This is a genomic window from Bacillus bingmayongensis (genome assembly GCF_000299035.1).
Lineage (GTDB): Bacteria > Bacillota > Bacilli > Bacillales > Bacillaceae_G > Bacillus_A > Bacillus_A bingmayongensis.
Map to the genome: position 1 here is coordinate 530,691 of NZ_AKCS01000005.1, position 22,468 is coordinate 553,158.

Below are 22,468 nucleotides of genomic sequence, written 5' to 3' on the forward strand. Positions count from 1 at the left end.
AATCCACTCTGATAATAATCAATAGTCATTAAGTGCTTTTTTGTTAAATTTCTTAAGAACATGGATTTATCCGCTTTTTCACTACTAATCTATATAAATAGCCTGTAAGTAAAAGAATCTAAGCTAATAAAAAACCATCATGCAAACTCCCCTTATAAAGAAATTGGCAATTTCTTTATAAGGGGAGTCGAAACGCTTTCAAAACTATTCTAATAGAAACGTATCTTTAATTTATAATTAATACTACAAAATCTAATCAAAAAGTACATGATTTTACAAAAAATATTAAGTATTAGAAAAATCATCTTGGTGTCAAAACTTCAAGATAACTGCATTAACTATTAAAAAATTTTAAAAATATAGCAGGCTATCTTAGTCGGGATAGCCTGTTTCAAATACATGCAATCTTTGCTCCATGACATTTTCTTTTCTCAAGACAAATACTTATTTCAATACATTTGCCTCTTCTGTTAATCTTAATAGGTTGTTTTTAATTTCAGCCATACTGATATTTTTTCTTGAAACACCAGTTTCCATTGCAGCACGCGCAACAGCATATGCTACATGCGGCACCACTCTAGGATCAAACGGATCTGGAATGACATAGTTTACATGAAGCTCTTCTTCTGAAATTAACTCAGCTATTGCATAAACAGCTGCTAGCTTCATTTCTTCATTAATTTCTTTTGCTTGTACATCTAAAGCTCCACGAAAAACTCCAGGGAATGCTAGTACATTATTTACTTGATTAGGAAAATCAGAACGACCTGTACCAACTACTAGTGCTCCAGCTATTTTTGCTTTATTAGGCATAATTTCAGGTGTAGGGTTAGCCATAGCAAAAATAATAGGATCATTATTCATAGAACGAATCATTTCCTCATCAACTACATCTGCAGCTGATACCCCAATAAATACATCAGCACCAATAAGGGCGTCTGCTAATGTTCCCCGCTTCTGTTCTATGTTGGTAATACGAGCTATTTCTTCTTTAAGTGTATTCATGCCAACAGGTCGGTTTTCATATATTATCCCTTTTGTGTCACACAAAATAACATTTTTTACATGCATATGAAGTAACAGCTTAACAATAGCTATCCCAGCAGCACCAGCGCCATTTACAACGATTTGTACATCTTCAATTTTTTTATTTGCTAACTTAAGAGCATTAATTAGGCCAGCAATAGTTACAATAGCTGTACCGTGTTGATCATCATGAAAAATAGGAATATCACTAGATCTTCGTAAGCGCTCCTCAATTTCAAAGCATTGAGGTGCTGCAATGTCTTCTAAATTTATCCCCCCAAAATTTGGTTCTAATAATTTAACAGCCTCAACAATCTTATCTGGATTATTAGTGTTTAAACAAATAGGAAAAGCATCAATCTCAGCAAACGACTTGAAAAGTAAAGCTTTTCCCTCCATTACTGGCATAGCTGCTTTAGGCCCAATATTCCCAAGACCTAGTACTGCAGTTCCATCGGATATAACTCCAACGAGATTCCCTTTCATTGTATAATCATATACTTTACTTTCATCTTTATAAATCTCTAAGCATGGTTCAGCAACGCCTGGTGAGTAAGCAAGACTTAAATCTGTCGAATTTTGCACTTTAACTTTAGGATAAACACCGATCTTGCCCTGTTTTTCTTTATGCATTTTTAATGCTTCATCGCGTAAAGGTGACATATAATTTCGCTCCTCTAATTAAGTTTTTTATTTTCCTATAATTAAGTTAGGAATTGTTTAAAGCAAATTTTTTGTTAACTCATCTTAAACTTGATAGTTTATGACTATACGTGGGACTTCTAATATAATCATCATTTCTTTTTGATTGATTTCATATTCTTCTAAAAATTCAATTTCAGTTTATATTAATAGCTACAAAAAAAGACACAAACTAACGTTTTAAAATTTATTAATATTTCTTTTTTAATCCTTATTAACAGATTCAAATTTTTTGTTTTTGAGGTATTCAATTTCGTTAGGTTGATAGCGATGGTCTTTTTGCTCGTTCCTATGTATTAGTAATCATTATTTATTTTTATAACCTTTTAACATATCTTTTGAATAGCGATTTGGGTATAAAGCATTTAACATCTCGTATGGACTACCATTCCAATACCTTCTTAATGGCGTCCATAATTTATGTTTTATTAACCACCTTTGTGTGTAAGTAGATAGTAATTGCTCCTCTGTTAGTTTTTCCTTTTCTTCAATAGTCCATTTCAGCGCCTCTAATGCTTTTTTTTCGGTCCAAAATCCGGTAGGTGTAAATTTAAATTCCCATTCTTTATTTTGACCCGGATATAATTCATTGAGCATAGAGTACGGACTGTTCTTCCATAATATCTGACAAGGAGAGATTAATTTATGAATAGTTAGCCATTTTACACTGTAAACTTGTAATAATTGAGCAGGCGTTAACTTTTCTTTCTCTTCAATAGTCCATCTTAGTGCCTCTAATGCTTTATCTTTGGTCCAAAACTTGTTTGGAGTCATACTAAATTCCCATTCTTTAAATTTATTAGGATATAAAGCGTTTATCATTGCATAAGGGCTACCATTCCAATACATAACTAATGGCGCACTGAGTTTATTTTCTTTTATCCATTTTTTTCCGTATATCTTTAGTAGTTGTACTTTACTTAGCTGTTCTTTTTCTTCAATAGTCCATTTTAATACTTCAAGAGCTTTTTCTTTAGTCCAAAAATTTAAAGGTGCCATACCAAATTCCCACTCTTTAAATCTATTGGGATATAAGTCTTCAATCATTTTATAGGGACTATTATCATAACCATGTTTGAGCGCACCGAGTAATCGATATTTTATAATTAAAGGCGTATTCCATTTTTGTTTAATATCCTCTTCATTCCACTTTAAAATTGTTTCAATTAAATATTTTGTTACTCTTCTAGATAGATCTCTATTGTCATCTTCTTTCCATGTATTCGCCGGGAACCTACTTCTTTTACCGTCTAATACTTCTTGATAGATTTCCTCTATTTTCACTGCTCTTGTTTGCACTTCAAAACTTCCTCCTATTTAAACTAGTAAAGGACATGTGACGATATCCCTTTCTCCCCTAATGCAAAATAAAACACCCTTATTAACTGCTGTTATTTACTTTATGGAGTAGAAGCGTTGCATATGATGAAGAAAGAACAAACATTTAATAGAATCATTTCTCTAATTTATAATAAAGATGACATGAAAAAACAAAAAGTTACAAAAATTTTCAATTTAAAATTTTTGTAACTAAGGTTCTGGTGCAAAGTTTTTTAACACATAGTAACATGAGAAGATTATGGTCAATTTATATGTATTTGTTAATAAATTTTTGTAATTCGTTATACGCTGAAAAGACGGAGTCTGATTGAAGACTTCGTCTTTGTTTGCATATGACACGAAGTGTTTCTATCCCTTTTATCTTACGTGAGGTATGACGAGGAATTTGAAATCCTAAGGAACGAGCGAAACGGAGCTTCACGTGTCGACGTGCTTGCTCAATGAGATTATTGAGGTATATTAATATTTCAAATCATAATACAATTCAATTATTTATATGATAATAATAGGTTAAAACTATGATATGCTACATATCTCCATAAGTGAGCTTTTATAAAAATTCACCTAGAAAGAGATTACTAAACTACTTTATTCCTCTAAGCATAATAAATTTTAAATAATAAAATCGGGAGGCATTAGGATAGAATTAAGACAACTTGAATATTTTCGTGCAGTATGTGAGGAACTTCACTTCACGAGAGCTGCAGAAAAGGTTGGAAGTTCCCAACCTGCCTTAAGCCAACAAATTCGTTTATTAGAGTATGAGATTGGAACACCTTTATTTAATCGAATTGGTAAAAAGACGGCACTTACAGAATCAGGAAGACTACTTCTGAGGCACACCCAGAACATTTTTGATGAATTAGAACAAGCACAAACTGCTATAAAGGAATTAAACGGACTCCAGAGAGGAAGTATATCTATCGGAACATTGTTAACAGTTGAAAACTACTTAATTCCACCAGCATTACTGAGTTTTCATCATTTATACCCTAATATTGAGGTATCCGTGCTTGGGTTAAGCACAGGAGATATTATGAAAAATTTGTTAGAAAATAAGTTAGATATAGGTATTGTTTTTTTACCTATGAATAATAATGAATTAGAAACTATCTCATTGTATAAAGAGGATCTTGCCCTCGCTGTACCTAATGAGCATCCATTAGAGGTCAAAGATATGGTAAGTTTGGAAGTATTGCGTACAACGCCTTCCATTTTACTTCCTGAAAGCTACTTTATAAGACAACTTATCAATAAATCTTGTAATGAATTGGGATTTCTACCTCGGCCAATCCTTGAAATAACAACTATGGAATCTTTAATTAACATGGTCGTAAAAGGAATAGGCATAACCATATTACCTAGGCCTTACTTAGAGTGTCTTAATAATAATAAAATAAGAATTATTCCTAGTCTAAATTCTAATCTTTCTCGAGAAGTGGGAATTATCTATAGAAAGGATAAGTATATGAGTACTGCTACACATATTTTTGTTGAACAGTTAAAAGCCACCACAATTGATTTAAATTTGGTAACAGGTAATTCATGAATGCAGTGGAAATTCCTATTCCATAAGATTAGGAAGGACTCGTAAAGCAAAAAATGCACAATTGATTAACAACTAGGTACGTAAAATTGTCATTAACCCATGTATCAGAGAAGCCACTACAGATTCACTTGAAATTAATGGGATTTTGGAATAACCATTTATGTACTTTAACATATGAATCCACGAATACTAAATAAAAATAAAAGACTTATGCGAATAAAGCACATAAGTCTTTTTAATCTTGTACGAGATTCTTATTGTAACCAGCTTTAGGCAAAATGATTTGAAATTTCGTTTTTCCTTCGTCTGTATGTAAATAAATTTGACCTCCATGTTTCTCCGCAATATGTTTTGAAATAGTTAAACCGAGACCTGTTCCCCCATCACTTTTTCTTGATTGGTCTCCCCTGAAAAATGCTTCAAATACTTTTTCTTTTATAGGATTAGGAATACCAATGCCATCATCGATGATATTAATATGTACCTTTTGAGTATCTTCGATAAGCGAAACGAAGACATTTGTTCCTTCTGGGTTGTATTTTAAGGCGTTGGACAGTACGTTAGAAATGGCTCGATATAACAATGTATAGTTAAAAGAAACGAGTATTTCCTGAGGAGGGATTTCAAATTGAAATCGAAAGTGTTTTTCTTCAAATAGTCCATAATATTCGGCAGCTATTTCACGAATAAATTCAGAAATATCCAGTGCTTCAGTTACAAATGGATAGTCAGGGCTTTCAAGTTTAGACAATTCAAATACATCCTCAATTAATTCTGTAACGAGTCGTGCTTTTGTATGTATGATACGTAAAGCTTGCTGTTTCTTCGTTTCCTCCTTAATAAGGCCCATTTGCAGTGCTTCAACATAGCCCTGAATAGTTGTAATAGGAGTTTTCAAATCATGAGAGATATGAACAAGCATGCGCTGCTTACTTTCTTCTAATTGTTTTTTATCCTTTTCTGTTTTTTCTAGCTTTTCGGCCATAAGGTTAAAGTAATTCTGTATTTTTATTAATTCATAGTTTGCCTTAAAATGAAGCCGTTTGTAGTAATGGCCATTCGTAATGTTTCTAATTCCATTAGCGATTGAAAGTAATGGATTGGTTATTTTCATAGCCATCCAGCGGCTATATATATAGACATTAATCCCGAATAAAAGGAGAAAAAGGAGACAGGTTTGAAGCAGCAATGTTGTAAAATCCGTAATATGGTCTTTTGCTGCACTTGTTACTGTGAATTCTTGCTTTATATATGTTTTGGGAATCTTAATGAGACAATAAGCGTTTTTCCCGTCTTTTGTTTTAAATGGTGCTAAAGAAGTGTGATACGAATTTTCCTTTTGGTCATAAAAAAGCCTGTTTAATTCTTTTTCTGTATAGGCGTATGAGTTATCTTGTTTTTTCCCTTTAACATAAATAACTTGCAAATCTTCATCCAGAATTTCTACCCAACCGTTAAATGACTCTATTGCACCAGAGCGAATGTTTGAGTAGTCCTGTCGTACAATTTCATGCGCTCTTAAATTAGATAACACAGTATTATCGAACTTCTGTTTCATTTGAAAATTTAAAATGACAAGTAGGACAACGACAGTAATCCCAACAGTTAATGAGAAGAAAACATACGTCTTAATTAAGGTGTTAAATATTTTATTTTTATCGCTCATTTAATTCTTCCTTCTTCGCAAATCGATAACCTAAGCCTCGTACAGTCTTTAAATATACTGGATTTCTTGGATAATCTTCTATTTTTTCTCGCAATCTACTGATTTGAACCATAATAGTATTGTCATCTGAATAATAATGATCAGACCATACATTCTCAAAAATTTGTTTTTTTGTAAAAATACGACCTGGCTCTCCCATAAATAGCTTCAATAATTTATACTCTAGAGCGCTAAGTTTAATTTCGCGCCCTCGCTTGTAAAGAATACAAGAGTGGTGATCCAACACCAAGTCGTTAAAGTGCGTTTGAGAGTGCTCATAATTTGAAGAGCTAACATTAAAATCATATGTTCTTCGAAGTTGAGCTTGGATTCGTGCTAATACCTCCAACAAACTGAATGGTTTGGATATAAAATCATCTGCTCCTAGCCCTAGTCCCATAATTTTATCCATTTCCTGATTTTTGGCAGAAAGAATAATGATAGGCATTTTGTACTCTTTCCGAACTAGTTTAATCAATTCGTATCCATTAACCTTCGGCATCATAATGTCAATAATAGCTAGGTCAATTCTATATTTCTGTATCAATTTTAAAGCTGATTTACCATCATGTGCTTCCAGTATCGAAAAGCCTTCCATTTCCAAAAAAAGTCTTAATACCTCTATAATTTCAGGCTCATCATCGACGATTATAATATTTCTCCTCATCTTCCTCCTCCGTTTCTACTAAGTTAAAATCTTGCTTAAAACTAAAATTTTCCTTTTGTAAGATTATTGTAAGATAAATGAAAGTTGGAGGAAAGAGTAACATTGTAAGATGATGTTATCTTACATAGAAATGTAAGATCAAAAAACTCTGCTAATATCAAAGAAATTTAAAAAGCTTGTACATCATGATACTTACATATCAGGTGGCTTGAAATGATGCATTTGATGAAAAGATAGGTGCAGAGCGCATGTAAGATCTTTCCAATCTAAAAAGAATTCACCCATAAGCTGTTTAGATTAGTGTTTTATGTAAGCCCTTGAATATGAGAAAAATGAATGGTTCTATGTTTTTACTGCACTAAAGTGGATGTTAGAAATAATTAAAGGAGTGATAGATATGACATTATCAGTAACCAATGAACAGTATGAGAAAGCAGAGCGTCTGCTTTCTTGGAACGCTATAAAAGATGTATTTAACGGTAAAGTCTTTCCTAACTGGTTAGATAAAGGAAGCCGCTTTTGGTATCAAAAAGATATTCGAAAAGAAAGCAAACGCGGCAAACAATTTGTATTAATGAATCCACAGTCAAATACTAAAGAACCTGCTTTCGATCATGTTAAACTTGCAGATTCCCTCTCAAGTGTTATTTCACGTGAAGTTGATTCAGATAACCTTCCCTTCAACTCTTTTACCTTTGTCAATGACGAGAAGGCTATTCAATTTGAAGTAGATGAATCCACGTGGATTTGCGATCTAACTAAATATCAGTGTAAACAAATCAGGACTAAAAAATTACCTGCGCATGAACTTCCATCTCCTGATGGGCGTTGGGCTGCGTTTATCAAGGGATATAACTTATTTGTGCGTTCTTTAGAAACAGGACAAATCATCCAATTAACTCATGATGGTAAGCGATACTATGATTATGGTACTCAACTGGAATCAGAAACTTCCGTTATCCTTAAACGATTATCTAACCAAAAGGTTCCACCAGCAGTACTGTGGTCTCCAGATTCCAAACAAATTTTGACACACCGGCTTGATCAACGTAATGTGCGAAAAATGACCCTTATACAGTCTGTTCCTTCTGAAGATGCAAAGCCACCTGTCGTTCATTCATACCATTATCCGCTAGTCGGAGATAAACACCTTCCATTAGCCCAATTTGTAATTTGTGATATTGAACAGCAATCGATGATTCAATTGGATACAGAACCTATGATTACTGGATTATTCTCACCACTCAGCCCTATTTGTCAAACAGCTTATTGGACAAATGATAGCGACTTAGTTTATTTCACAAAAATGGCTCGCGATTATCGATCTATGCAGTTTGTTGTCGCTAATGCAAAAACTGGTAAAACTCAAACTTTGTTAAAGGAGAAAAGTGAAACATTCCTATTTACAGACCTCTACAACATTAAAAGTGGAAAAGGAGGTATAAATGTCCAATGGTTATCCCATGATAACTCTTTTATTTGGCATTCGGAGCGGGACGGATGGTCACACCTTTATCTTTATGATAGTCGTACAGGAAGACTAAAAAATAGAATTACCTCTGGACCTTGGACAGTCCGGCGACTCATTGGTGTTGATGAAAAAGAAGGATGGGTGTATTTTACTGCAAGTGGCCGAGAACCGGAACGGGACCCTTATTTTCAGCACCTTTATCGAGTTCGGTTAGATGGATCAGACTTAGTGCTGCTTACCCCGGAGAATACCGAGCATAACGTGTCTGTTTCTCCTGATTATTGTTTTTTTGTAGATACTTTTTCGCGTGTGGATATGCCACCTAAATCAGTTTTGCGTTCAACAGATGGAAAATTAATTTGTACATTAGAGCAAGCTGATATTGAACTTCTCTTATCAAATGGATATCAAATGCCAAAGCGTTTCACTGTCAAGGCTGCCGATGGGATAACGAATTTGTACGGAATACTGATTCCTCCTGCAAAAATAAACAAAGGTTGTAAATATCCCATTCTAGATTATATTTATGGTGGCCCTCAAATAACCCACACACCGAAAGAATTTACTTGGGGGGGAGAGTATGCATTAGGGCTACCATTTGATCAAGTGGGCGGTGCTCAATCTTTTGCACAGCTTGGCTTTGCTGTTATTCTAATGGACGGAAGAGGTACTCCTTATAGGTCAAAGGAATTTCATGATTTTTCTGACGGGAGACTGGAATGGTCTGCAGGACTTGAGGATCATGTAGTAGCTATTAAGCAGCTTGCAGAGCAGTATCCTTTTCTAGATTCAAAAAAAGTAGGTATTTACGGTGAGTCTGGAGGAGGTTATGCAGCTGCTCGAGCTATACTGACTTATCCGGATGTATATAAGGTAGCCGTATCAGGGTGCGGGAACCATGATCAACGCTTATACCTAGCGGCTTGGGGAGAACGTTTTCAAGGACTTTTCAATTCAGAACTATACCGTGAACAAGATAACACGAAATTGGTTAAGAACCTAAATGGAAAATTACTTTTGGTGACAGGAGACCTGGATGATAACGTCCATCCTGCTTTAAGCATGCGAATGGTGAATGCTTTGATTAAAGAAAACAAAGACTTTGACCTACTGATTCTTCCAAATCAAATGCATGAAGTTTCAGAAGATGTTTACTTTATACGTCGACGATGGGACTATTTTATACGAAACCTAATGGAAGTAGAACCACCAAAAGAGTATGCGATTAATGCCCCCATGTTTCCAGGATGATGCACAGATAGTATTATCTATTAACCAATGAAATAGCTAACTTATATAGAAAATAATGAGTTAAGTTAGGAGAATCATTATGAAAAGATTTATTGTTTTGATAGTCTCTCTCATTATGTTCGTAAGTTCTTTTCTCGGTCCTGTTTCTTCATATGCGGCTGGCATAGATATAGGACCGTCTGACGAAAAAAAGTTAGAGGATTGGATGAATCAGTTTTTTAACCAAAACGAGATTAAAGAGATGAATATTCCTGGAGCCGCGGTTGTAGTGGTGAAGGATGGAAAAGTGTTGTTAAAGAAAGGTTATGGATATGCAAATCAAGAAAAGAAAATTCCTGTTGATCCTAATCAAACTGTTTTTCGTGTCGCTTCTGTATCAAAAGCATTTACAGCTACAGCTGTCATGCAACTGGTGGAACAAGGAAAGATTCAATTGAATGGGGATGTAAATAACTATCTAGATGAAGTACAAATTAAGAATCCATTTCCACAGTTTGTTACGCCAAAACATTTATTGACACATACAACGGGCTTTCATACAGAAGTGATGAAACCAGAAGATATACAAATGGATGCAACGAAATTTTCTCCTCTAAAGGATTATGTTAAAGAACGACTACCGAAGGTAACTCGACAGCCAGGCGAATCTTATATGTACGATAATTACGCTTCTACTCTTCAAGGCTATTTAGTAGAAAAAATTTCTGGAATGCCTTTCGAAGAATACATGAAAAAAAATATTTTTGAACCTTTGCGTATGAAAAACAGTGATTTTGCACTCGCACCTGCCATGCAGAAACATTTAGCTACTGGTTATGATGAACAAGGGAATCCAATGCAGCCCTATACTATCATCCCAACCGTGAATCCGGCAGGAAGCATGAATACAACAGCCGAAGATATGGCCAAATATATGATTGCGTATTTGAATGGCGGAACTTATGAGAATGAGCGTATTTTAAAGAATGAAACTATTGAAGAAATGAATCAATACCATTCAGCTATTCATCCTAAATTCCCTGATACGGGTTATGGACTTGAAAACGTAAGTTTTCAGTCTGCTAATGGCCAGTACGTGATTGGTAAAGGAGGCAGTTTGCCTGATTTTTCTTCTGCTATTTGGTTTTTACCTGAACACAAACTCGGAATCTTTTTGACATATAACAAACAATCAACGTCTGATTTACGTCAGGAGTTCTTTAAGAAATTTATGAACCACTATTACCCGCAAAAGGAAGAAGAACCGAAATATATGAGAACGCCAAAAGAGGAGCTTAAGCGTTTTGAAGGAGAATACATGGATCTAAGAACTAGATTCCTTGTAACGAAAATTACCGCTATTGGTAATGGAGAATTATTAGCGGAAGATGGGGTCTTAGGCATAAAATCCAAGCTGAAACAGCTTGATCCGTTATTATTTGTAGACGAACAGGGTAGAAAATTAGCCTTTAAAGAGGACAAAAATCACACTATCTCCTACTTGAAATACGTGGACATTTCCAGTTACGCAGAAAAGAGCAAGCTTTCTTATTATACAGATGTCACCCAAAAGAACCCCTATGCAAATTATATTCGGTATACACAATTGCTAGAGCTAACCAAAAACCGAACAGGGAAGTTTCAGCCAAATAAACCAATCACTCGGGCGGAGATGGCATTTATGACTGCACGTTCGCTTGCGCAATTAAATGTTTCTTTTCCTGAAAAATCGGTTCTATTTAACGATATTCCTAATCATTACTGGGCGAAAAAAGAGATTGAAATAGCTGTCAACTTAGGGATAATGAAGGGATCCACTGAGAAAAACTTTTCTCCTGAAGAATCAGTATCCCGTCAAGAGGCAGCCGTGATTTTAATCAATATGATGAAGATACTCAATCCTGGCTTAAAGGAAGGGAATGCCAAGCTAAAAGATAAAGTAGATTCATGGGCGGAACAAGCAGTTAAAACGGTAGTTACATTAGAGTTATATGGTCCCGAAGTAACGAAATATCGAGATGGTGCAGTAAGATATTATGCGAAAAGAAATATGACCCACCAGGAAGCAGCGGCTATGATTGCAAGAGCTTTTCACAAAGGATTCGGAAAGTAAATTTATATGTAAACAAATATATAGATAACTAATAAAAGCATCTACTTCCCAAGAAGCCACCACTTCAAACAACCCGTAAGGACGCAAAGTGGCGGATAGTTAACATAAACCCTTATCTTTTGAAAAAGTTGAAAGCACAAAGAAGAGTTTTTCCTGTTTATAATTTGAATCAATATGATATTTGAGCCTATGTAGCAATGGCACCCTTTTTACGCAATAAGCATTAGTAGACATTATTCATATATAGACAGGACCAACAAATCTTAGTCTCAATTTGTTGGTCCTGTCTTATTCTTGATTAACGTTAGAACTGTACATGAAATAAGAATACATAGCTTGTTCTAGCCACTCCTCTTCTTCCACTGTAAATTGAAGATTTTGTGCATCCATATGAAAGATTTTAACCTGATTATCAGGGTACTCTTTTTGCCTTCTACAGCATTTCCATTGAGTAATCAATGGCTGTAATTGATCAATTGGAAAGAATGCAAATCTCCCCCTGTCCCTACTCCAACAAATAAAATCCTTTGACTTACCACTATTAAAAAAACATCATAAACAAGTGCTCAACATTTATATAAAACGATTCCAGCTATTATTCAGTTTCAGCCCCCTTATTTCTTTATAATTTCATACCATCATGATTAGTTAAGGAAGAGACAGAATGAGGCATTATCGGAAGTGGGGTTCCCTGGAAAATCCACATGGGTACTGGGTTTCTCGCAATCTTCGAATTTATTTCGTATGCAAGATTTTAAGCAATGCCCGAGCGGTGCAAGTTCTGGTCTCCCTACTTTTTTCATAAAATCCTGCATACTTTTTGTTCTTTTAAAACTTCATGTAAAGTAATTGAACTCAAGGCTTGATAACCCGTTTTACGAAATCTTCAAAAAACATTGCATTTGGTTTATATATGATATTATAAGTTAACAAAACAATACTAGTTTTTCTCAGCTAACCCCCTAATAGGGTCCCGACAACATTACTCGGATTTACAACGTTAAGGGCTCTAAGAAGAAAAAATTCCTTATTTCAGTCACGCTAAGAACCTGTTTATATATGTCATAAAGTGTTTTGCAGGAATGACATATTACAAAGTTCCCATTCAGGGCCTTGTGATATACTCTTTTCTAGACATATCGGATCTGTCAAAAAGCGTGCTTTTTGACAGAATCCACAAATAAAAAATACCTTATATTATTGTTGTTGTTTGAAAACGTTAGTCATATTATTCCATTTAAGGGCCAGATTATAGAACAACTAATTGACATGAAAAGCTATTAAACTTATTGCAATATATACCCTTTGTTGGATATATATTAGAGAATGCTTATTTAGAGTAAGAATTGCTCTTCCGTTTCCTCCTATTAACATAGATTACAGGTGGTGCATTGTGAAAGAATTAATATTCGTCCAAAATAAAAAAAGAATCCTTATGAAATTTGTATTTTTAAAAAAGGATATAGTGCTTACCCTTTCTCTGGTACTAGCAGTTGTAAGCTGTTTTATATATCCGCCAAGGCTCGAATATATTAACTTTGAGGTGCTGATTAGCTTATTTAATCTAATGGTTGCCATTAAGGCCTTTGAAGAGCTAAAGTTATTAGACAAACTTGCCGTTGCTATATTGAACAAATGCAATAACAGCAGGTCAATATCAGTTATTCTGATTTTGTTATGCTTCATTTGCTCCATGTTTGTAACGAATGATGTCGCTTTGCTCACTTTTGTACCAATAACACTTGTCATTAGTAAAAAGACACAAATGAATATGATGGATACGATTATCCTGCAGACAATTGCGGCAAATATTGGAAGCAGCTTGATGCCTATGGGGAATCCGCAAAATTTGTACATCTATTCTTACTATGGAATTAAGATTATCCCATTTTGGGGTTCAATCTTGTTATTAGCTGTGCTTGGCATCAGTTTGTTGTTTATATTTACTCAAAAACTTCATAAAACAGAATTAAAAATAGAACTCCCTGTTATTACCATAGAGGATCAAAAAAAAGCTACAGTCTGGATTCTGATACTTGTCATTATTATTGCATCTATTTTTGGAGTCATTAATTATTACATTGCGCTAATAATTACATTGGTGACAGTATTTATTTTAAATAGAAAATTACTATTTAAGATTGATTATTCTCTTCTGATAACCTTTGTCTGTTTTTTTGTTTTTATTGGAAATATTTCTAACTCAAATGCAATGGAGACATTTGCTCGCGCCAATTTAAGAGGAGACACATCAATTTTTTTTAGTTCCATATTTTTGAGTCAATTGATTAGCAATTTGCCTGCGTCAATTCTCCTGTCAAACTTTACTTCTGATTGGAAACCCTTATTATTAGGAGTAAATATCGGAGGACTTGGAACAATTATCGCATCTTTAGCCAGTGTAATCTCCTATAAACTATTCATTCAGGCCAACCGTAAAGAGAGCAAAAAGTATTTAATCAAATTCAGTATTTACAACTTTTCATTTTTAGTCATACTTGCATGTATACAATACTTCATCTTTAAATTTCTAAAAATCTTTTAAAAAATGATTACCGATTGGAGTATAAAAACCTATAGTGTTCTTATTCCTTTTCTGAAGTAATGAAAAAAGCCCAATTTCTCAGCATTAAATTGAGAAATTGGGCTTTTTAATATCGGTACGCTTAAGGGGTACGGCAGCCATTCCTTCTTTTTAGAGCCACTCACAAAAGTGGTCTTTTTTTATGCAATTTTACTATACCGAACTGGATTTCAGTGTAGTTTTTGTTTATAATCCATTATTTTTTCTTTACCGAACACACTAAAATAATATCTATTTTCATTCATTGTTTACTCTATTATTAAACTAACACAGAGGGACCGCCATATTACCATCTTTAACCTATTCTTAAGCTGATGGATGTGTGACGGTACCCCTAGAAGTAGAATATCAATAAAGAGCGCTATCCTTTTTAATAATTGTACGAAAAGAATAGTGTTTTTCTTGTATTAAGGAAATGTGGTTAACTGCGAAAGGTAAAGCTTCGATGCTATCTCTGCCTTTTCTTCCATCCCCTCTTTATACACCGCTTGTTAAAACTTAGGGAATTTTAAGGTGACAAGGGGCAGGCTCCCTAATTGTAAAATGTTTTAGTATTTTGCGCTTGTACCGAAAATAGCTTTTTATTTAACTTTGGAATATACATTACTAAAAATACAGAACGTCCTATACTAAATACGATAAAGGCGAACCATAAGCCGTGATTTTGAAAGCTAGGCACTGCGATAAATTGAGCAACGAGATAAGCAATTAATGCCAAAATCATAGAATTTCGAATAGGTGCTGCTTCTGTTGCCCCTGTAAAAACACCATATATAATAATTCCAAAACTTGCCGAAAGAGGGAATAGCGTAATCCATATTCCATAGGTGTTTGCCAACTCAATAACACTTGGTACACTCGTAAATAGTGTAATTATATTATGACCAAGCAAGTTGTAAATACCTGCGATAAAACAGGACGAAAAGATTGCCCACTGACACGATAGTGAAAGTGTCTTTTTGTACAATTGTTTATCTTTTGCCCCAATTGCTTTTCCTACAAAAATACTAGAAGCATTCGCAAATCCGTCAAAGCAGTACGCCATGATGTAATGAATTTGGATAAGAACAGCATTTGCTGCCAAAACCTCTGTTCCAAAGGAAGCACCTTTCGCCGTAAACATATTAAACATGGTTAACAAACAAAATGTTCTGATGAATAAATCGCGGTTAACGCTCATCATTTTTTTGAACGAAGCAAGATTAAAAATTTCTTTTAAAGGAAGCTGCTTACATGTAAAAGGAACAGCCTTCCATATAATGATGATACCTATCATAAAGGCCATTATTTCCGATATTAAGGTTGCTGCAGCTACGCCAGACACTGCCCGAGAGAATACGTTGACAAATAATAGGGCTAGAATAATATTCATAAGATTCATAGAAACTTGTATCATTAAAGAGATTTTAATCTTAGACATCCCCATTAACCATCCGAGGATAACGTAATTCATTAAAGCAAACGGAACACCCCATATACGAATACTAAAATAATCAGATGTCAACGTACGAACGTCAGACTCCGGGTTTATTAAGGTTAAAAATAAATATTCGACAGGGTGCCGCAGAAGAATAAAAATAATCCCTACTACAATTGCCGCTACAAATGGTCTTGTTAGGGCTAAAACCCCTTGCATATCATCGTTTGCTCCATACGCTTGAGCAGCAAATCCCGATGTACTCACTCGCAAAAAACCAAATAACCAATACATCGTATTAAAAATGATGGTTCCTACAGCCACTGCCCCAATATAAGCAGGGTCAGACAGCTGCCCGACAACTGCTGTATCTACAGCCCCTAATAAAGGAGTTGTTATAGTTGAAATGATCAATGGAATGGCTAACGTAAGATAGAATCGATGATTCATAGTTTTCCTCCCTCATCTCTCATGCCAGAGGATGGGAGGAATGCCCCCTCCAGAAAGAGAACGGTAACGGGGATGCTCGGAAAGAATGGACGAGAGCAAAGTTTGCACAGCGGGGTGCCGCGAGGTGAAAAACTGGTCTTTATTTTCGCATAGCTCAACTACTTCCCCTCTCTCCATCACAGCCAAAGCATCAGAGATAAAATAGGCAGCTTTTATATCATGTGTAATAAAAAGGTATGAGAGACCAAAAGCTGACTTCAACTCACTCAACAAGTTTAAAATGTTTGTTTGGTTGACCATATCCAAACCACTTACCGCCTCGTCTAATACAATTAGCTTCGGTTTTAAGGAAATCGCTCTCGCAATATTAATTCTTTGCAGCTGTCCCCCGCTAAACTGATGAGGGTACTTTCTCATATCCTCACGATTCAGACCAACTCTTTCTAGTAACTCTCCAACGGTCCGCCTCTGTTCATCCCGGGACATTCTTTCATAGTTTTGTAACGGTTCACTAATAATTTGTTCCGCAGTCATTCGTGGATTTACCGAAGAGTAGCAATCTTGAAACACTACTTGAAGATCACGGCGAAGCCGTTTACGGGTGGTACGGTCTATGTTATAAAAATCATGTCCCTGAAACAGAACCTGTCCCTTTTGCGGTTTCTCCAATCCAAGGATTACTTTTCCCAGCGTACTTTTCCCAGCTCCGCTCGTTCCGAGAAGACCGAGACACATTCCTGGCTCTATGGAAATAGAAACGTTGGAAAGTACCTCTTTTCGTTGATCCGTTCTGCCAAACAAGTTATAGGAACCATACATATGTGTTACGTCCTTAACCTGTAGTAAACTCATAGGCTCACTCCCTGTTTTTAGGATAATCATGCTACTTCAATAATGTTAGAAAATCCTGAGATTTTTCGTTAAATTGCAGCGTCGGTCGAGCATGAAGCAACTTTTTCGTATACTCATGCTGTGGATAATCAAATAGCTGATAAACGTCTGCTTTTTCTACAATTCTTCCGCGCTGCATCACAATGACATCGTCAGCTAGTTCCGAAATAACTCCTAAATCATGAGAAATTAATAGGATAGACGTACCATATTCCGAACGAATAAAATCCAACTGCTGCAGCACCTGCAATTGGTTTGTCACATCTAGCGCTGTTGTTGGCTCATCAGCAATAATTACAGATGGCCGCAGGCATAGGGAAATAGCAATCATTACCCGCTGCAGCATTCCTCCACTTAGCTGAAATGGGTATCTACGCATAACATCTAAAGGATTTGGCAAATTTACATCATGCAAAGAGTTCGCAGCCAGTTCAAATGCTTCTTTCTTTGTTAAAGCAGTATGAGTGCGAATCGTTTCAATGAATTGGTTTCCAATCGTATATACAGGGGTAAAAGCATTCATTGGATTTTGCATAATAAGGGCAATCTCTTTCCCTCGAATCCGTCGCATCTCCTTCGCGCTCAGCTCATTTAGTTCTCTATCGTGCAATCGTATACTACCTTCTATACTTGTTGTTTTACGATCTAGCAGTTGCAGAAGTGACAAGGAAGTAACGGTTTTGCCGCTGCCACTTTCTCCAACAAGCCCGAGCACACGCCCAGGCTTTAGTTCAAAATGGATATCCTGCACTAAGGGGATTGTTCCAGTGGGGGTCTTTATCTTTACATGCAGGTCACTTACCTCCAAAACATTACACTGTTTTTCTATCAATTGTCTCATTCCTTTTTAAAAACGTCGTTTTACCCCAAACCGATCTGATAAAGCTTCTCCCAATATATTAAAAGTGATAACAACGAGCATAATCATTACACCTGGATATATCATTAACTCTGGATTACTTCGTATATACGATTTCCCTTCGTGAATCATAGCACCCCACTCAGGTGTGGGTGGCTGAATACCTAGTCCTAAAAACGACAGAGCGGAAATATCCATAATAGCCCACCCCATTTCAAGTGTCCCCATCACGACAATAGGAGGAAGTACATTCGGGATAATATGTCGTCTAATAATTTTCCATTGCGAAGATCCGTTTATTCTCGCAGCTGTAATAAAATTCTGCTCCTTTAAACTGAGTACTAAGCCTCGGAACATCCTCGCGTAATACACCCACTGCACAAGCACCATTGCCAAAATTACCTGTTTCATTCCTGGACCGAATATTCCTACAAGTCCAAGTATGAGCACAAGATTCGGGAAGGCCATCACTCCCTCACAAAATCTCATTAATATAAGATCAATCCGGCCTCCCTTGTAACCAGCAAAAGTTCCGATAAGCAAACCAATCCCTAAGGAAGAAATAAAAATTAAAGATGCAATCCCTAAAGAAATACGAGCACCATGTAAAAGACGAGACAGATTACACCGTCCTAAATAATCAGTACCCAACGGATATTCCATGGAAGGCTGCTTTAGTTTTAATGCTAAATTCACTTGAATGGGATCATGCGGAGAAATCCACGGAGCCAAAATCGTAAGGATAAAAAGAACGATTAAAGTGAATGAGCAGACTGCAATGGTGATTTGATGCTTGAAAACACCTCTTATACTTGCAATCATTAGTCCGTTCCTCCTTTCCAAGAAATCCGCGGATTCATATACATTTGCACAATATCCACAATCAGGTTACATAAAATAAATAGACAGGCCGCAAGAAACACATAGCATTGGATGACTGGTATATCCCGGTTAAAAATTGCCTCAATAAAATAACGTCCAAACCCAGGCCACGAAAAAACGGACTCAACAATAATCGTTCCCGTCAATAGCTTTCCAAAATTCATCCCAATCCCCGTAATCATCGGCAAAATTGCAATTTTCAATACATGCTTTACCATAATGGCATGCTCATGAATGCCTCTTGTTCTCGCATACAAGACATAAGGATCCTGTAAATTCTCCAGCACACTAATGCGTAGCAAACGAGTATAAATCGCAATGAGCGGCAAAGCCAGTGTTACGGATGGAAGAATCAAGTGCATCCATGTTCCTGCTCCCTCCACAGGAAACAGATTAAACTTCACTGCAAACAAATAAATTAATAAATAACCGAGCCAAAACTGCGGAATTGAAGCACCAAAAAAAGCCAGAACTCGACTAAGCTGGTCCACGACACCATTTTTCTTCACTGCAGCTAAAAATCCGATCGGCACACTAACGAGTACAGCTACGAAAATACTGCTAAAGGCGAGCTGGATCGTCGTAGGCATCCTGTACACAACCTCCTGCCAAACGGGCTTGTTAGAAAGATAAGATACGCCAAAATCAAGTTGGCATATCTTAATAAGAGATTGAATATATTGCACAAACAGTGGCTGATCTAAGCCAAACTCCTGTCTTTTTTGTTCTAACATCTCCGCTGTCGGCTGAATATGGGCAGCTGCCAAATATGCTTCAGCAGGGTCGACCGGCGACAGATGAATCAATAAAAAAGTAAGAAGTGTGGCAAAGAGAAAAATAGGAATGATGGCAAGAAATCGTTTGATAATATAGCTACCCATTATTTCTCATCCTTCCGTTTCCTAGTTATTAATGTTAATTCCAGTGAATGGATGATCATCACGATTTTCCGGGAATTCAAAGCTAGTTATATCCTTTTGGTACACAGCTGTTTTCTTAATATAAGAAATTGGCACGATTGCTGCTTGGTCCTGCAATGTCTGTAGGATAGAGTTGTATAATTCTTTTCGCTTTTTCTCATCCGTCGAGGCAAATACTTCTTTTATTTGTTGATCAAGCTGTTGCTTTAATGGCAAGTTTGACAAAGCATCTGAGAATCCAAAGCCGTCCATTGAAACAATGTTAAGGAAGGTATGTGGATCATATGGAGCTCCATAGTTACTGTAGAAGTTCAAGTCAAAATCATTTTCGCCAAACCGTTTTACTTGAACAGGCAGCTCAACACCAGTAATATTTAGCTTAACACCTATCATCGCCCACTCAGCTTGAAGGGCTTCTGCCATCGCCTTTTGGGTTTGGTTTGATTTATCATACATCAACTCAAGCTCCAATGCTTTACCATCTTTCTCTCGAACACTTTTTCCGGATGGCAGCTTCCATCCCGCTTCTTCTAAATACTTCTTCGCTTTTTCTACGTCATACTTAATAGGTGTTGTTTTAATATTGGTATATAGGAGGTTTGGAGCCAAAATATTGTCTGCCTTCTCTTCCAGTCCAGAAGTTACTCCTTCTACCATCGCTTGCTTGTTAAAACCATATTGAAGCGCTAAACGTACCTTTATGTCAGAAAGCTGCTCTTTTGTCGTGTTCATAACCAATTGTCTTGTTGCAACAGGTTCAGAAATACTTGTTTTATATTTTCCTGACTCCTTTAATTGTTTAAAAGCATCTAAACTAATAGTACCTTCTCCATAAATTAAATCGAGTTCACCTTTTTCGAAAGCAAGCACTCTCGTCTCTGCATCAGGAATTGTTTTAATTACAATCTTGTCAACTTTTGGACTTTCACCCCAGTAATTCGGGTTGCGAGTAAATACCGCATATTCATCCTTCTTATATTTCTCTAGCATCCATGGGCCCGTTCCAATAAATTTCTTCACTCCTTTTGAAGTATCGCCATCATCCGGGAAGCCTGCTTCACCTAAAAAGCGTACTGGACGGACTACCGCTAGCTCCTGTAATGTTGGATAATAAGCCTGCTTTAATGTAATTTTAAAGATAGAATCATTTACTGCCTCAGTCTTATCAATCATGTTGATTAATCCTAGCCAGCTATGCATTTTCATATTTTTTATAATCGCATCAAAATTCTTTTTCACGATATTCGCATTAAAAGCGGTTCCATCAGAGAATTTTACATTTTGACGAAGGTTAAAAATATACTCCTTACCGTCCTCAGATATTGTCCATGATTCGGCCAGCGCCGGCTCCAGTTTACCGCCTTCTTTATAGCTAACCAATGGTTCGTAAATCATCGCTTGTGCAATTAATTGCGAAGGATTGTAAACATGTGGATTCATCTCTCCTATGTCCCTCGGCCAAGACAAAGTGAGAGTTTTTTCTTTATTACTCGTTTCTTTTTTAACGGCCTGCTCATTATTTTGTGGTGTACAACCCACAAAGACAATAGACAAGAGGAGAATTATTGCTGATAGTAATATACCGATTTCCCTTTTCTCTTTAAACATTAGTAAATACTTCCCCCTTAAAATTAATAAAAAATGACGCAATTGAAAATCATTATCACTAACTAATAATAGTTACTAAAATAATTCCTGTCAATGAAAATTACAAATAATTGGGGGTGCTACTCCATCGCTATCAAGCTAACAAAACAAAACAAGCCCTTCATTTGAGTTTAAGAATTAACTAGAGTTCGTCATTGCAATTCTAAATGTATCCGTTTCGCTTCAAAATAAAGAGCCTGAATAAATTTTTTCGTATCGATACGAATAGTTAATGTTTGTTCATTATTCAACTCCGTCATCTTTCTCCTTATGGTTGTAAAATCCAAAAACCTAGAAGCGTAATTTTCAAACTTCGGATTTGAAAAATCAGTAAGTCCAAGGGATGCTAAATGGTTTAATGATTGATAAATTGCCCTTCTAATCCGTTGTTTGGAGGCTTCAATCGACCTTTTTAATTTGATCTCTTCGGCTGATTCTCCAAGTCTTTTTTGAGCTAAATGTATAAAAATCTCTTTTAGAGAAGGAAAACCTTGTTCAAACGTTATAGCTTGTTCGTATTAATATAAATAATCCAGCATGTCCATTAAATCTTTACTTCCGCTTTCACTTCCCTGCGTACTTTGATCACTATCCAATTTAAGCACCATATTGTGCGATTCTTGGATGTTATTTATCGGTTTTTCCAATCGGATTCGTTCGATGACTTTCTGAGCGACTGTTAATACTTCAATCCGGTTAATCGGTTTAATAATATAGTATTCAACGCCAAGCGAATACGCTTCAGCAATTAATTCTTTTGATTCTACTTGAGAAATCATGATAATTTTCCCTTTAAATGACGGTTTTATTTGACGAATTGTTTTTATTCCATCTTGAATCGGCATTAACAAATCGATAAATAAAATGTCTATATTTTTGAGGATTAGCATTTGTTTATCTAACACTGAGCCATCCTCAGCTTCTCCTACAACCTCTCCAAGATCCTCATTCTCGATAATTTGAGCCAACATTGAGCGAACCGCTTTCTCATCATCTACTATATAAAAATACATA

The 22,468-nt window shown here is 35.9% G+C and carries 14 protein-coding genes and 2 pseudogenes; 4 read left to right on the plus strand and 12 right to left on the minus strand.

Annotated features, from left to right (window positions below):
• Positions 1-444: 444 nt before the first annotated feature.
• The 3 genes and pseudogenes from Y7E_RS0102885 to Y7E_RS34170 all read right to left on the minus strand — a co-directional run.
• A complete protein-coding gene (locus Y7E_RS0102885) occupies positions 445-1,689 on the minus strand; it encodes an NAD(P)-dependent malic enzyme (protein ID WP_017149818.1) in 1,245 nt (414 codons plus the stop codon).
• A gap of 345 nt (positions 1,690-2,034) precedes the next feature.
• The gene (locus Y7E_RS0102890; RefSeq protein ID WP_017149819.1) at positions 2,035-3,027 is read right to left on the minus strand and encodes a DUF4046 domain-containing protein; all 993 of its coding nucleotides are present in this window, start codon (positions 3,025-3,027) and stop codon (positions 2,035-2,037) included.
• Between the two features lie 289 nt (positions 3,028-3,316).
• A pseudogene (locus tag Y7E_RS34170) lies at positions 3,317-3,526 on the minus strand (IS6 family transposase); the annotation flags it as partial.
• A 183-nt stretch (positions 3,527-3,709) separates the two neighbouring features.
• Between Y7E_RS34170 and Y7E_RS0102900 the strand changes: the two are divergent.
• Positions 3,710-4,618, plus strand: coding sequence for a LysR family transcriptional regulator (locus Y7E_RS0102900; RefSeq protein WP_026049067.1), 909 nt, complete (start codon positions 3,710-3,712; stop codon positions 4,616-4,618).
• Positions 4,619-4,853: 235 nt separating this feature from the next.
• Here Y7E_RS0102900 and Y7E_RS0102905 read toward each other — a convergent pair whose 3' ends face one another.
• Both Y7E_RS0102905 and Y7E_RS0102910 read right to left on the minus strand, forming a co-directional pair.
• The gene (locus Y7E_RS0102905; protein WP_017149822.1) at positions 4,854-6,284 is read right to left on the minus strand and encodes a sensor histidine kinase; all 1,431 of its coding nucleotides are present in this window, start codon (positions 6,282-6,284) and stop codon (positions 4,854-4,856) included.
• The gene (locus Y7E_RS0102910; RefSeq protein ID WP_017149823.1) at positions 6,274-6,990 is read right to left on the minus strand and encodes a response regulator transcription factor; all 717 of its coding nucleotides are present in this window, start codon (positions 6,988-6,990) and stop codon (positions 6,274-6,276) included. The genes Y7E_RS0102905 and Y7E_RS0102910 overlap by 11 nt, the downstream gene beginning before the upstream one ends.
• 397 nt (positions 6,991-7,387) lie before the next feature.
• Here Y7E_RS0102910 and Y7E_RS0102915 point away from each other — a divergent pair, with 397 nt between their 5' ends.
• From Y7E_RS0102915 to Y7E_RS0102930, 3 genes are all read left to right on the plus strand, one after another.
• Entirely contained in the window at positions 7,388-9,712 is a 2,325-nt protein-coding gene (locus Y7E_RS0102915; RefSeq protein ID WP_017149824.1) for a S9 family peptidase, read from the plus strand.
• A gap of 79 nt (positions 9,713-9,791) precedes the next feature.
• Positions 9,792-11,804 (plus strand): serine hydrolase domain-containing protein, encoded by a 2,013-nt coding sequence (locus Y7E_RS0102920; protein WP_017149825.1) that lies wholly within the window; start codon positions 9,792-9,794, stop codon positions 11,802-11,804.
• Between the two features lie 1,393 nt (positions 11,805-13,197).
• Entirely contained in the window at positions 13,198-14,349 is a 1,152-nt protein-coding gene (locus Y7E_RS0102930) for an anion transporter (protein ID WP_017149827.1), read from the plus strand.
• 571 nt (positions 14,350-14,920) lie between these two features.
• Here the strand turns inward: Y7E_RS0102930 and Y7E_RS0102935 are convergent.
• The 7 genes and pseudogenes from Y7E_RS0102935 to Y7E_RS29070 form a co-directional block, all read right to left on the minus strand.
• Entirely contained in the window at positions 14,921-16,255 is a 1,335-nt protein-coding gene (locus Y7E_RS0102935) for an MATE family efflux transporter (RefSeq protein ID WP_017149828.1), read from the minus strand.
• Between the two features lie 12 nt (positions 16,256-16,267).
• The gene (nikE, locus tag Y7E_RS0102940; RefSeq protein WP_017149829.1) at positions 16,268-17,107 is read right to left on the minus strand and encodes a nickel import ATP-binding protein NikE; all 840 of its coding nucleotides are present in this window, start codon (positions 17,105-17,107) and stop codon (positions 16,268-16,270) included.
• A gap of 31 nt (positions 17,108-17,138) precedes the next feature.
• Positions 17,139-17,987 carry a nickel import ATP-binding protein NikD gene (nikD, locus tag Y7E_RS0102945; RefSeq protein ID WP_081584525.1) on the minus strand — a complete coding sequence of 283 codons (849 nt, stop codon included), beginning with the start codon at positions 17,985-17,987 and terminating at the stop codon, positions 17,139-17,141.
• Between the two features lie 6 nt (positions 17,988-17,993).
• Complete coding sequence (gene nikC, locus Y7E_RS0102950) at positions 17,994-18,827, minus strand: nickel ABC transporter permease subunit NikC (protein WP_017149831.1); 834 nt, start codon at positions 18,825-18,827, stop codon at positions 17,994-17,996.
• Positions 18,827-19,768, minus strand: a complete 942-nt coding sequence (nikB, locus tag Y7E_RS0102955) for a nickel ABC transporter permease subunit NikB (RefSeq protein WP_017149832.1) — start codon at positions 19,766-19,768, stop codon at positions 18,827-18,829. The genes nikC and nikB overlap by 1 nt, the downstream gene beginning before the upstream one ends.
• Before the next feature lie 21 nt (positions 19,769-19,789).
• Positions 19,790-21,415: a nickel ABC transporter substrate-binding protein gene (gene nikA, locus Y7E_RS0102960; RefSeq protein ID WP_017149833.1), complete on the minus strand. Its 1,626-nt coding sequence runs from the start codon at positions 21,413-21,415 to the stop codon at positions 19,790-19,792.
• Between the two features lie 191 nt (positions 21,416-21,606).
• Positions 21,607-22,467: pseudogene (locus Y7E_RS29070) on the minus strand (response regulator).
• Position 22,468: the final 1 nt, after the last annotated feature.

Excerpts from the sequence above, each read along its gene's own strand:
- Y7E_RS0102910 (WP_017149823.1), bottom strand. The coding sequence starts at position 6,990 with ATGAGGAGAAATATTATAATCGTCGATGATGAGCCTGAAATTATAGAG.
- nikE (WP_017149829.1), bottom strand. The coding sequence starts at position 17,107 with ATGAGTTTACTACAGGTTAAGGACGTAACACATATGTATGGTTCCTAT.
- Y7E_RS0102935 (WP_017149828.1), bottom strand. The coding sequence starts at position 16,255 with ATGAATCATCGATTCTATCTTACGTTAGCCATTCCATTGATCATTTCA.
- nikB (WP_017149832.1), bottom strand. The coding sequence starts at position 19,768 with ATGGGTAGCTATATTATCAAACGATTTCTTGCCATCATTCCTATTTTT.
- nikC (WP_017149831.1), bottom strand. The coding sequence starts at position 18,827 with ATGATTGCAAGTATAAGAGGTGTTTTCAAGCATCAAATCACCATTGCA.
- Y7E_RS0102920 (WP_017149825.1), top strand. The coding sequence starts at position 9,792 with ATGAAAAGATTTATTGTTTTGATAGTCTCTCTCATTATGTTCGTAAGT.
- Y7E_RS0102915 (WP_017149824.1), top strand. The coding sequence starts at position 7,388 with ATGACATTATCAGTAACCAATGAACAGTATGAGAAAGCAGAGCGTCTG.
- Y7E_RS0102905 (WP_017149822.1), bottom strand. The coding sequence starts at position 6,284 with ATGAGCGATAAAAATAAAATATTTAACACCTTAATTAAGACGTATGTT.
- Y7E_RS0102885 (WP_017149818.1), bottom strand. The coding sequence starts at position 1,689 with ATGTCACCTTTACGCGATGAAGCATTAAAAATGCATAAAGAAAAACAG.
- nikD (WP_081584525.1), bottom strand. The coding sequence starts at position 17,987 with ATGAGACAATTGATAGAAAAACAGTGTAATGTTTTGGAGGTAAGTGAC.
- nikA (WP_017149833.1), bottom strand. The coding sequence starts at position 21,415 with ATGTTTAAAGAGAAAAGGGAAATCGGTATATTACTATCAGCAATAATT.